Below are 12,807 nucleotides of genomic sequence, written 5' to 3' on the forward strand. Positions count from 1 at the left end.
CCTCTTTTCCACAATGATAGTTTATTGAACTGCGTTTAAGACAGCTTTATAGGCATCCACATAACCAGAGCCTGTTTCCCATTTTGAATACCCATCCATCGGTGTAGCCGTGTTTTCAAGAATTTCCTTTATTTCCAAGCCATTCAATGCTGGATTCACTTCCAACAACAATGCGATGATGCCTGCAACATGGGGGGCGGCCATAGAAGTCCCACTAAATGTTGTATAATAAGGTAGGTGTGCAGGTGAGATATATTCCAGATCCTTTTGTGCACTTAAGGCGGATAAAGGAGTTGTTACCCTTGTCGAAACAATATCCACTCCAGGTGCAGTGATGGTTGGCCGATCCTCCCAAATATAATCCTCGCCATCAACCACTACCGATCCACCATTCCCTTCCAATCCTCTTGAAGAAAAATCTGCTAACTGCCCTTGTATCGTTCCAGCGGCTACCGTTATGACCCAAGGTGCCTTTTTGTAATTTCCGGAAATGGTCGCTTCCCCAGGTCCAGAGTTTCCTGCAGAGAAAACGGTAATGATACCACGATCAAACAGTTTTTTTGTGGCGATGTTGATGGGATCATATGGGTCGAAGTCCGTACCTGCATCGCTAGGCGCCCCCCAGGAGTTCGTGATAATACGGATATTATATTCTTGCTGGTGAGTCAAGGCATAATCAAATCCTCCAAGTGTATCAAGCATTGCAATCACGGCTCCAGAACCATATCCTATCAAATTTGCTCCTGGTGCCACACCTTCGTATTTCCCTCCAGACATAGCCCCTGTACCACCGACGGTACCTGCGACATGTGTTCCATGTCCGGAGCTTGAATCCGTATTAGGGACATTTTCGATATAGGTAATCGGTAGGATGCCGGTTATCCCTTGTAAGTTAGTGCTACCAAGAACATTTTGAACCAGATTATTGCCCAACCTAATGTCATTGTGTGTTCCGTCTACTCCACTGTCATTGATTACTATTCCAATACCATCCCCGCTGACCGGCATCCCGCCATTCAGCTTGCGAAATCCCTCATCTTTGCGAACTCGGTCCACACCTGTATATGCAGTAGCATCATCGTTATCATATTGAAGTTCTTGGTTGTAATAAACGGAAACAACATTATCCCACTCAAGAATTTGATCCACTTGCTCCTTCGTTGCCAGAGCTCCTACAAAAGGCAAACTTTGAAACGCGATAGCCCGCTGAATACCTATTTCTTCTAGTAGTTTTATATAATTGGGATCTACCCTGCCATCAGAATTAAAGGAAATAATCACTTCTACTGGCCCTTCACTCTTGTTAAAAACTTGCTCAAGTGACTGATCCAAAACTCCTACTCCACCTTGGACATGGTTGGCATACACCTGACGAGGACCTTGTATCCATATGGATGGCAGTAAAATACTCATTAGGAGAATACCAATCGATAACAACGATATAATTCTTTTCATCCCTTTACCCCATTTCATTTTTTAAATAATAAGATTTATTACTTTTATCTTCTCATAGCCTACTATTCCTATCTATTAGGCATATGTCGTAAAAAAACAGCTAATCGTACTATCTTGGATACTACTTTGGTAGTAAGCAATTATATGTTGGGAACAAAAAGACGCCGGACAAAATGTCCGACGCCTTTTTGAATGGCTGTTTTCGTATGCATTGTTGCTTTTGCATTTGCATAAACCAATTTTATGAATAAAGCTTTATTAAAAAATGCCTAATGATTGAAGAAACACCAAGAGTATGCCAAACGGAATGACATATCTTATCAGGAAATACCAAATTCGGAATAACCATTTTCTTACCGGAGAACCTTGGAAGAATTCATCTTCTAAAATATTTTGGGGAATTCTAAACCCCACAAAAATAGAAATTAATAATGCACCAAGCGGGAGCCCGATATTACTTACGAGAAAATCCGCTGCATCAAAAATCAGTAGATTTCCTATGGTAATGTCGGAAAGTAAACCGAATGACAAAGCAGAAGGAATCCCCAAAATAAATATAATTCCCCCTGTAATGACGGCAATTTTTCTCCGCTTTTCTTGATTGTCTTTTACAATAACCGCAACTATGATCTCCAATATGGAAAAAGCGGAGGTCAAGGTTGCAAATAAAAGCAATACAAGAAACATCGTCAAGAACAATCCTCCAAGCGGAAGTTGATCAAACACTGCAGGCAAAACGACAAAGACCAGGCCGGGACCTTCATCTGGCTGCAATCCTAACGCAAAAACCGCAGGGAAAATTACTAGACCAGACAAAAGGGAAATGATAATATTCAAGCCTACAACCGAACCCGCAGATCGTACCAGGTTCTCACCTTTCTCCAGGTAAGAACTGTAGGTAACCATAATGGAAATACCGACACTTAATGAGAATAGAGCCTGACCCAGTGCCATCAGGAAAGTATTTGGGGTAATAAGGGATAGATCTGGTTGTAAAAAGTATAAAATCCCTTCTGATGCACCTTCCAAGGTCAGGGACCTTACCAGCAATAGAATGAAAATGATGAATAATAAAGGCATTAAAATCTTGCTGGCCTTTTCTATCCCACTTTGAACCCCAGCTTGAACTACCCAAATAGTAATACCCAAAAAGATAAACTGAGCAACTAGAACTTGAACTGGATTAGAGATGGTCTGTTCAAACAAAGCTCCATATTGCTCCAAAGAATATTGCGACAAGCCCCCTACAATACTCTTTCCTAAATAGGTGACAATCCAACCACCTACCACACTGTAAAAGGATAATAGGATAAACGATGCAGCTACACCCAAAATACCGATAAAATACCATTTCTTTTTAGGTGCTAGCACCTTATAGGCTGTTATGGCATCCTTTTGTGTGGACCTTCCAATAATAAACTCTGCCAAAAGCATCGGCGCTCCAATAAGGAGGGTGAAGAGGATAAATAAAAGAAAGAATATTCCTCCACCGTTTGTACCGGCCATATACGGAAATTTCCATATAGCCCCCAGGCCGATTGCCGACCCTGCTGCCGCTAATATAAAACCAATTTTTGATGTCCATTGCTCATGTTGTTTCATTGTTATAACTCCTATTTTATTGATTAGTCTACTATCATACTACCCTTTGCATAAAATGTATAGGGAATTTTCTGTAAAATCACACAAGAGGCTCTGCCAAACTCTTTAAGGAAAGGGGACCAACTTGTGCTGTACGGCATAAATAACGACTTGTGATCTGCTTTTCACATCTAACTTTTTAAATATTTTGCTTACATGTATTTTGACTGTCTTATCACTGATGAATAGACGCTGGGCAATTTCTTTGTTGGATAGCCCTTCTACCAGGCCCAACAGCACTTCCTTTTCTCTCTCAGTAAGAGTCGTATCTTCTGCTTGTTGAACTCCTTGTTGATGATAGTTAATCAGTTTTTTTGTCATGGCTGGATGGATGATAGATTCTCCCTGAAAAACTGTCCTTATTGCATCAATTACCTGATCAGAGGGGGAATCCTTCAAAAGATAGCCATCTGCCCCTTCTTTTATTGCAGACATGAAATACTCGTCATGCTTATACATTGTAAGGATTAGCACTTTTACCTCTGGATATTCCTTCTTCACCATTTTTGTCAGTTGTATCCCGTCCTGTTCAGGCATATTTATATCCATAACAATAATGTGGGGGCGTGCTTTTTCAAGCAATGCTATCATTTCTCTTCCGCTAGTTGCTTCCCCGACCACTTTCATATCTTTTTCCAATGATATGATCGTTTTCAAGCCGTCCCGCAAGATGGCATGATCGTCCACCAGCATGACATTAATCATCATTATTCGTCCCTTCCAATCCTAGTTTTGGTACTGTCAGTATAATCTCTGTACCCTCATCCTGCCTACTTTCAATCTGTAGTGCTGCACCAATTTTTTCAGCCGCTTCATTCATTTGAAGTATTCCGTAATGGGGTTCATTCATTGCTTTGATCATTGCGTGATACAAAGAAAAACCAATCCCATTATCCTTCATCTTCAATAATATATGATCCCGCTTATAACTTATCAAAATATGCAGGTCTGATGCCTTTGAATGCTTGATACTGTTCTGTAAACTCTCTTGGAAGACGTCAAACATCACTTTTTCCGTCATGGGGCTGACAGGTCCTTTTGCCCCTCTGATTTCTAGTTCAATATTCAGCCCAAGGGCTTTATCCTTTTTCAATTCGGCTATCTTTTTCTCCAGAGCAATATGAAAGCCTAATTGCTCAGTGGGATATGGTTTCAAGGCATAGATAGAATCCCTCACATCCTTCAGACTTTCCCTCAACCTATTATTGCTATCCACAATTAGCTGTCTAGCTTCAACAGGGTTCGAGTCCATCTTCTTCAAAGACGTATCCAGTTTCATCACAGCACCCGCAAGCGATTGAGCAATTCCATCATGTATATCATGTGCAATCCGATTACGTTCTTCAAGAACCACTCTCCGCTCTTGTTCTTTTACAAGATATTTCGTTTTAAAAAAGCCCGCCAACTGATTGGAAATAGTTGCAATTGCCCTTGTGTCTTCCAGTGTAAAGCTTTTTGTCCGGGCTTTGGTCACTACAAAACAGCCAATCACATCCTTTTCAAAAATCAACGGCGCATAAAGGACAGATCTAGATTGCCCGCGGAAATATGTTGTCAATGGTCCTTTATTTAAATCTCGCTTATCGAACACCACCATATTTTCCAATGATTCCATTTGATAGAACACTTCATTATCAATTGAATCGGAGCTAAGTTTTCCCTTCAATACATTCAATTCCCACTGTGCACGATCGTTGCGCAGGAAAAGGAAGCAATCATCATAAGTCATCATATCGTTCATCAGCTTTATGGTCAGGTCCCCCCAGCTTTGGGACGGAAGGGAATTGTTCAATTTAGAAGAAAAGTCGAATAGTGCTTTAATACGATTTTTTTCCACCTTTAGCCTCGCAATGATGGAGCTAAGTAGAGAGAGCCCAACAAGTGGAGAGAAAAAGAAAAAATAAGAAAAACTGTCCACTTCCCCTCTATTTTGACTGCCTAAATAATGTATGAGACAACCGTAAATAAAAGCAACAGTGTAGCTGATTGCCTCTCCTTGGCTCTTCCCTAACCAAAATCTGAAAGGATATTTCTCTGGACGTAACCACAAGACAATGTCTACAATAATATTATTAATTAAATAAAAAAAGGTAATGATGATAAAAAAACCCAGAATCCCCATGGTTAAATGGGAGAATCCCGATTCAGTAAGTCTTTCCAAACTTAACTTGTGAATAAGATGAGCGAGATAAAAACTGATAACCAATTGTGCAGGATTAAAAAGCAAGATTCGTAAAGGTCTACGGTGTATCCAATTTATCGCTAAAACCGTCAATGGGTAAACAACCACAACGACATCTATCCCAAAAACAACATACATCATATAAATGATAGGAAAGGTCAATGTAGTTTGTCCTCTCGGCATCGGCATTGGATAATACTCACAGATCAACGTAAATATTATTAAAATCAACAGGGGCAACGACCAGCTGATTGCTTCCAATGTGACTAGATAAAAGCCAAACATCATAAAGCCTATAATTGATATAAAGCCCATATATAATTGAGAGATATGATAATTTCCCCGGGGTAAAGCCATTGATATCCCCATCCCTAATGAAATATTTTGAGGAAGGCAATTCAACTTGAAATTAATGGCCTTCAGACAATGAAAGAAAAACTCCAGCTGGCATAATGATAAACACTTCCCAACTGGAGTTCTTCATACTCGAAATGGAGTACTACTCCATCATAGACAGACTTTAAAATAAATACTATTAGGTAAAAGCAATAAATGACTAGTACTAAAGTAGTAACATCATAAATCTCTCTTAAATCTTACTTCTATTATCGTTCCTTCATTCACTTCACTTTTGACATGTACTTTGCCATTATGATTTTCAATAATGTTGAAGGTAATCATTAAACCTAATCCTGTGCCTGTTGATTTGGTCGTGAAAAACGGCTCCCCTAATCTGGATATAATTTCTTCAGGTATTCCATTTCCTTCATCACGGAGCCTGATAACCAATTCCTCCCCATCATCTTCTGTATCAATAAAGATAGTACCTCCGCTTGGCATCGCTTCTATCCCGTTTTTAATCAGGTTGATAAAAACTTGTTTCATCTGGTTTTCATCACATTTGAACGTTGGAAAATCTGCATTCAGTCTTAGATCAAACCACACATTATTCATGATCGCCTGAGTTTCGAGCAGTGTAGCTACATCCTTTAATAAGGTATGTACACTCACTTCATGAATGTAAACCTGATGTGGCTTAGCAAGCAAAAGAAGTTCGCTTAAAATCAGCTCTATCCTACTTAATTCCGACTCAATGATATGGAAATACTCCTCCTTTTCTACCATTTCTCTTTCAAGGAGTTTAAAAAAGCCTTTGATAGCGGTTAAAGGATTACGGATTTCATGAGCGATGCCTGCAGCCAATTGACCAGCAACAGACAGCTTTTCCGACTGGAGCATCAATGCTTCCGCTTGTTTCTTTTCTGTAATATCACGGATGATAACTTGCATGGCATCTTTTCCTAAATAGGTAGTGGGTATCCCGATAAGCTCGGTATAAATGGTGTTCCCTTTCATGGTCTTCCACTCTTGTTCATAGGTAGGCAATTTGGTTCCGTGATGTTGTCCACGCACTTCTTCCCAAATCTTTTGGAAATCTTCTTCAGGAAGATTATTTAAAACACTTTTCCCAAAAATCTCCCCATAATTATCCACTTCTAACATCTTCAGTCCAGATTCATTGATAAACGTCCATTTTTCTTCACAGATCACTCCAATGGTGTCGATGGAATTTTGAACTAATTTTCGAAAACGCTCTCTACTGTTTTGCAAAATCTTATGGAAGCTTTTGCGATGTGAAATATCCACCAGCATGACGAAAGATGCAGGTTTTCCCTTGTAGGTAGTATGGTTAGAAATAATCTCTACTTCTATTGCCCTTCCATCGAGGCGTTTCCACCGTTGCTCCATCTGCCCCACTCGGTAGCCTTGTTGCACGGACTTAATTCTTTTCTCCACAATTTCGTGATACTCTTCCTCTATGTATTCATACACGGATGTTTGGAGAATTTGTTCTTTATGGCATGCCCCTAGCATGGATGTACCGGTCTCATTTACATATTTTATTAGCCCATCTACAAAAATGAATACACCGTTCGGGAGATGTTCAATAAGGTCATAGGCAGAATAGTCCTCGTCCATTTCCTCCTCATTTTTACTTATGTCATTTATACTTCTTTGTCGAGTTGGAATGGAGAAGGCAGTACCTTTATCTTCCTTGGATGGATTCTCATTCTTTGAGGTACGGGAAAGCATGAGGACAATTTCTTTTTCTTCCCCTAATGATGATTTGACTTCCGAAAGCACCGCTTCCAACCAAATAAGGGACCCATCCTTCTTCTTCATTCGAAAATAACAATGGGTTTGATGAGAAGGGTGGTAGATTAAGCTCTCTATTAAATAAAGATCTTCCGAATCAATCCAATTCTCTAATCTGGTATTAATCAGATCTTTTTTGGAATGACCTAATACTTCTTCACACGTCGATGATACATACTGTATGTCACCTACATCTGAAATAACAACGATAAGTTGAACCTTTGAAATAGATTCAATAGATTCATTGTTCTCTTTCTTTAATAAAGAGTCAGGGGTACTCATTTCTCTTTCCTCCCTTCGTAATCTATCAATCACATTTACAAGAAACCTTGCCCTTAAAAACTAATCGTCCTAAACTTCCAATATCCCCAATTATACTACAAATTTCTTTATTTTTCTAAAACTTATAACTAATTACCCTAGCACTTTTTTCCCAAAAATAAAAGACTCCCCCACCACCTCACAATCTACCAGTCCCTTCAGCAAACCTGTATAATAAAAGAAAAAAGAAGAAAAGGGGTCAGACCCCGGGAGGTATTTTCACATGAACAGAGAATTACATAAGGTTGCTTTTGTTGGTACGGGTGTGATGGGTAGTAGTATGGCGGGGCATTTGTTAGATCGCGGGTTTGAGGTTAGTGTTTTTACGCGGACGAGGGAGAAGGCTGAGGGTTTGGTTTCGCGCGGCGCGGTGTGGAAGGGCAGTGCGGGGGAAGCCGCACGCGGTGCTGATGTTGTGATTACTATGGTTGGATATCCTAAAGATGTGGAAGAAATCTATTTTGGCGATAACGGCATCTTAACTAATGCCGAACAAGGTGCATACCTAATAGATATGACCACCTCCACTCCGACACTTGCTAAACAGATTTACGACCAAGCGAAAGAACAAGGATTACATAGCCTCGATGCTCCTGTCTCTGGTGGTGATGTGGGGGCCAGGGAAGCTCGTCTAACTATAATGGTTGGTGGAGATAAGGCTGCTTTTGAGTCTTGCCAGCCGATCTTCCAAGCATTAGGAGCAAACATCATTCATCAAGGTGAGGCTGGAGCCGGGCAGCACACTAAAATGTGCAACCAGATTGCCATTGCCACGAACATGATCGGTGTTTGCGAAGCTTTGGCTTACGCGGAGACAGCGGGACTTGATCCTGAAAATGTCCTAAAGAGCATTTCTAGCGGGGCGGCTGGAAGCTGGTCCCTGTCAAATCTTGCCCCTCGTATTATCGCAGGAAACTATGAACCTGGCTTTTTCGTCAAGCACTTCATCAAAGACATGGAAATCGCCCTTGATGAAGCCGACAAAATGGGACTTGACGTTCCAGGCCTTTCCTTAGCCCGTGAAATGTATGTGAAGCTTTCTGCATTAGGCGAAGAAAATAGTGGAACACAAGCACTTTATAAGCTGTTCCAAAAAAATTAATAAAATGGTAATGGCGACTGCATTCAACCTGCAGTCGCCATTTACTTTTATCTGTGTAACTAATTTCTTCCCCTTAAAAATTCCAACAGACAGTGGACTGCCACTCGACTAGTCATGTCGCGGAAATCAATCGTTGGGTCTATTTCCACTATATCCAAACCGCATACCATTTTCTCTTTTCCCAAAAGATATATAGCTTCAAGGAGCTGCTCGCTTGTCATCCCACCTGGGCCAATAGCAGGACAGCCTGGTGCATATGCCTGATCAAGTACGTCCATATCAACGGATAGGTAGATGTGCTCAACCTTATCTTTTAGGTATTGTACAGTTTCGCTAATAACCTTCACGATTCCATTCTTCCTTACATCTGCCATCGTATAAACTTTTATACCATTTTCTATTGCATATTGATGATAATACGAACTGTTAGAGTAATTTCTAATACCCACTTGAACAAGATGCTCACCTTTTAACACACCTGCTTCAAGAAGCCTCCTAAATGGTGTCCCATTCGTTGGACCACCATCTTCGGTGTTCCTTAAGTCATGGTGAGCATCAAATTGAATGACTCCAATAGTACCCGTTTTTACCGTAGACAATCCTTTAAGGGTAGAAAAAGAAATTGAATGATCGCCTCCAATGAAAAGCGGGAGGCAATCTTTATTTTCCCTTAATATAGATGTTACCGTCTCTTCAATTCTGCGATAAGACTCCTTAATATCCGTTGCGTGCATATGAACATCCCCAGCGTCCATTAACATCGACGAATCCCTAAGATCGACTTCCCCTTCCAAAGCATAGGTTGAATAGGATTGCATCAATTTCCTGACAACACCAGGAGTAAAACTTGCTCCAGAGTGACTAATAGAAGGTTTGGACAGAGGGACGCCGATAATGGTCGTTCCATGGAGCATACTCTCACCGTCCCAAGTATGCATCAGCTCGGTTGCCTTAGGAAAATGTCTGTCTACAAATGGAGGAGCACCTGTGGTTTGTAAATAGGATGGCCTACTCAAGAAAAGCTCCTCCTTTTGCGACTTTCTCCCCTTTTAAAAATACGCTGTGTACATGGTTAACGCCATAATGATACGGGACGTACTGATAATTCGGAGCATTCCAAATGACAACATCTGCTTGACGACCCTTTTGAAGTCTTCCTGCAACAGCCTCCTTATGGATAGCTTTTGCAGAGTTGACCGTGACCGCGTTCCATATCTCTTCACATGTCATTTTCAGTTTCAACATCGCAAGATTCATAATAAATTGGATGTTTTCGGTCGGCGAACTTCCCGGATTAAAATCGGTAGCCAATGCAACCGCTCCACCACCATCAATCATCCCACGGGCATTTGCGTAAGTGTCTTTATTTAAATAAAAGGTCGTACCTGGCAAAAGTACCGCGATGGTATCAGAAGAACCGAACATGCTGACTGCTTCATCTGACGCCGCAATCAGATGATCAGCAGAGGCTGCTCCGAGCGTAATGGCAAGCTCCGTTCCGCCTAGAGATACAATTTCATCGGCATGGATTTTCACAGCAAATCCTGCTTCTTTTGCTTTAATTAAATATTCCTTAGATTGTTCAATTGTAAAGACACCTTCTTCACAGAAAATGTCCACAAACTCAGCAAGTTCTTCTTCTTTTAGCGTGGAAAATAAGTGTGCCATTTCTTCTAAGAAACGTTCTGGATTCTCTATACGTTCCTTTGGGATGGCATGGGCCCCCAAGAAAGTCGATGCCATAATCATGGAATATTTTTTTTGAAGCTCCTTTGCAACCTTTAATTGTTTAAGCTCTGTTTCCGCGTTTAATCCATAGCCACTTTTTGCTTCAACTGCAGTTACACCATAACTAAGAATTCGTTTCAGATGAAATTCCGCTTTCTCCAACAACTCTTCAAAACTTGCCTCTTGTGTTGCCTTAACAGTAGAATGAATGCCTCCACCTTGCTTTAAAATTTCTAGGTATGGAACACCTTGTTGCTTTAATGCAATTTCGTGCTCCCTGGACCCACCGAATACAAGGTGTGTATGAGGGTCTACGAGTCCAGGTGTCACAAGCTTTCCTTTACAATCTATCACGTTATAACAATGTAAATCTTTCGCCTCATCAGAGGTTCCAATAAAAGAAATTACTCCGTCCTTCCAGCCGATTGCTCCATCTTTAATATGCGGGAGAACTTTCATCTGTTCTCCTTTGACCATATCCGATTCATGATCCATTGTAAGCAGTTGTCCGCAGTTAATCAGAAGTGTATCCAATATCATTTATTACTCACTCTCCTTTAGTAAAGGAATGTGCACGCCTTTTTCTTTGGCCACTTTTTTCGCAAGATCATACCCTGCATCCGCATGTCTCACAACACCCATTCCAGGGTCTGAGGTCAACACTCGCTCCAAGCGCTTTCCTGCTGCTTCCGTTCCATCGGCCACAATGACCATTCCTGCGTGAAGGGAATACCCCATTCCCACTCCACCACCGTGATGAACGGAAACCCAACTCGCACCATTCACACCATTGATAAGCGCATTCAAAATCGGCCAATCCGCTACCGCGTCACTGCCATCAAGCATTGCTTCTGTTTCACGATTAGGCGATGCCACAGAGCCGCAGTCCAAATGATCTCGACCGATTACAATCGGTGCAGAAAGCTCGCCGCTTGCTACCATTTGGTTAATGATTTTTCCAAAACGGGCACGCTCGCCATAACCAAGCCAACAGATTCTTGAAGGCAACCCTTGGAATGCCACTTTTTCTCTTGCCATCTTGATCCAATTGCAAAGATGTTTGTTATCAGAAAACTCTCTTAAAATAACTTCATCTGTTTTATAAATATCTTCCGGATCACCAGACAATGCCACCCAACGGAAAGGTCCTTTCCCTTCGCAAAATTGAGGACGGATGAATGCTGGAACAAATCCAGGAAAATCAAAGGCATTTTCCACACCCTCGTCCAGAGCCACTTGACGGATATTGTTGCCATAATCAAATGTGATCGCGCCCTTTTGTTGGAGGTCAAGCATTGCTTTCACATGCACTGCCATGCTCTCTTTTGCAAGCTTCACATATTGTGCTGGTTCTTCTTTTCTTAGCTTTGCTGCATCTTCTAAGGTCATCCCAATCGGAACATAGCCATTTAAAGGGTCATGGGCAGAAGTTTGATCCGTCAATAGTTCTGGTGTAAATCCTCTTTCGACTAGTTGTGGAAGGATCTCAGCTGCATTTCCTAAAAGTCCAATAGATAAAGGTTTTCCTAGTTTCTTATATTCCTCCGCTTTTTGAATGGCTTCATCCACTGTTTTGACCTTTACATCGCAATATCTCGTTTCAATGCGACGGTCAATACGATGTTCGTCTACCTCAATGGCAATACACACTCCACCATTCATCGTCACGGCAAGCGGCTGTGCACCGCCCATGCCTCCAAGACCGGCCGTTACAGTAATCGTGCCCTTCAGTGTATTGTTAAAGGATTGTTTAGCTGCTTCAGCAAATGTTTCAAAAGTTCCCTGTAGGATTCCTTGAGTACCAATATATATCCAAGAGCCTGCTGTCATTTGGCCATACATCATCAGCCCTTTTTGATCTAGCTCATGGAAGTGGTCCCAATTTGCCCACTTTGGCACAAGATTGGAGTTTGCCAATAAAACACGTGGCGCATCTGCATGACTGCGGAACACAGCAACCGGCTTGCCTGATTGTACTAATAAGGTTTCGTCTTCTTCTAAGTTTTTAAGCGATTCCACAATGGCGTCAAAACTTTGCCAGTTTCTTGCCGCTTTCCCGATTCCACCGTACACCACTAACTCCTCCGGGATTTCTGCCACTTCCGGGTCTAAGTTGTTCATCAACATACGCAATGCAGCCTCCTGCACCCACCCCTTCGTATTTAACTCACTGCCCCTAGGAGCACGAATAACCTTCACCATTTCCTTTTCCATTTCAGTT

At 41.4% G+C, this 12,807-nt stretch carries 9 protein-coding genes; 1 reads left to right on the forward strand and 8 read right to left on the reverse strand.

All coding sequences use genetic code 11. From position 1 onward, the window contains the following. Positions 1-21 precede the first annotated feature (21 nt). The 5 genes from HC179_RS07980 to HC179_RS08000 all read right to left on the reverse strand — a co-directional run bounded on the left by HC179_RS07980 (position 22) and on the right by HC179_RS08000 (position 7,717). Positions 22-1,455, reverse strand: a complete 1,434-nt coding sequence (locus HC179_RS07980; protein WP_240948490.1) for a S8 family serine peptidase — start codon at positions 1,453-1,455, stop codon at positions 22-24. Positions 1,456-1,713: 258 nt separating this feature from the next. Next, on the reverse strand, positions 1,714-3,057 hold the full coding sequence (locus tag HC179_RS07985; RefSeq protein ID WP_168863848.1) for a sodium-dependent transporter: 1,344 nt from the start codon (positions 3,055-3,057) through the stop codon (positions 1,714-1,716). A 105-nt stretch (positions 3,058-3,162) separates the two neighbouring features. Beyond that, positions 3,163-3,801 carry a response regulator gene (locus HC179_RS07990; RefSeq protein WP_168863886.1) on the reverse strand — a complete coding sequence of 213 codons (639 nt, stop codon included), beginning with the start codon at positions 3,799-3,801 and terminating at the stop codon, positions 3,163-3,165. Beyond that, positions 3,794-5,635, reverse strand: a complete 1,842-nt coding sequence (locus HC179_RS07995) for a GAF domain-containing sensor histidine kinase (protein ID WP_240948491.1) — start codon at positions 5,633-5,635, stop codon at positions 3,794-3,796. Before HC179_RS07995 ends, HC179_RS07990 begins: the two co-directional genes overlap by 8 nt. 219 nt (positions 5,636-5,854) lie before the next feature. Next, positions 5,855-7,717 carry a PAS domain S-box protein gene (locus HC179_RS08000; protein WP_168863849.1) on the reverse strand — a complete coding sequence of 621 codons (1,863 nt, stop codon included), beginning with the start codon at positions 7,715-7,717 and terminating at the stop codon, positions 5,855-5,857. A gap of 262 nt (positions 7,718-7,979) precedes the next feature. On the opposite strand from HC179_RS08000, the gene HC179_RS08005 reads away from it, so the two are divergent. After that, on the forward strand, positions 7,980-8,858 hold the full coding sequence (locus HC179_RS08005; RefSeq protein WP_168863850.1) for an NAD(P)-dependent oxidoreductase: 879 nt from the start codon (positions 7,980-7,982) through the stop codon (positions 8,856-8,858). A 59-nt stretch (positions 8,859-8,917) separates the two neighbouring features. On the opposite strand, the gene hutG is transcribed toward HC179_RS08005, so the two are convergent. From hutG to hutU, 3 genes are read right to left on the reverse strand one after another with little or no spacing between them, the layout of a single operon-like run. Then, entirely contained in the window at positions 8,918-9,874 is a 957-nt protein-coding gene (hutG, locus tag HC179_RS08010) for a formimidoylglutamase (protein WP_168863851.1), read from the reverse strand. After that, a complete protein-coding gene (gene hutI, locus HC179_RS08015; protein WP_168863888.1) occupies positions 9,867-11,123 on the reverse strand; it encodes an imidazolonepropionase in 1,257 nt (418 codons plus the stop codon). Before hutI ends, hutG begins: the two co-directional genes overlap by 8 nt. A gap of 6 nt (positions 11,124-11,129) precedes the next feature. Further along, positions 11,130-12,788, reverse strand: coding sequence for a urocanate hydratase (gene hutU / locus HC179_RS08020; RefSeq protein ID WP_481747961.1), 1,659 nt, complete (start codon positions 12,786-12,788; stop codon positions 11,130-11,132). Positions 12,789-12,807 lie beyond the last annotated feature (19 nt).

The organism is Bacillus sp. RO1 (assembly GCF_012524115.1).
Taxonomy (GTDB): domain Bacteria; phylum Bacillota; class Bacilli; order Bacillales; family Bacillaceae_I; genus Sutcliffiella_A.

Bases quoted from the DNA above. Each gene is read 5' to 3' on its own strand.
- HC179_RS07980 (WP_240948490.1), bottom strand. From the start codon at position 1,455: ATGAAAAGAATTATATCGTTGTTATCGATTGGTATTCTCCTAATGAGT.
- HC179_RS07990 (WP_168863886.1), bottom strand. From the start codon at position 3,801: ATGATTAATGTCATGCTGGTGGACGATCATGCCATCTTGCGGGACGGC.
- HC179_RS07985 (WP_168863848.1), bottom strand. From the start codon at position 3,057: ATGAAACAACATGAGCAATGGACATCAAAAATTGGTTTTATATTAGCG.
- HC179_RS08005 (WP_168863850.1), top strand. From the start codon at position 7,980: ATGAACAGAGAATTACATAAGGTTGCTTTTGTTGGTACGGGTGTGATG.
- HC179_RS08000 (WP_168863849.1), bottom strand. From the start codon at position 7,717: ATGAGTACCCCTGACTCTTTATTAAAGAAAGAGAACAATGAATCTATT.
- hutU (WP_481747961.1), bottom strand. From the start codon at position 12,788: ATGGTGAAGGTTATTCGTGCTCCTAGGGGCAGTGAGTTAAATACGAAG.
- HC179_RS07995 (WP_240948491.1), bottom strand. From the start codon at position 5,635: ATGGCTTTACCCCGGGGAAATTATCATATCTCTCAATTATATATGGGC.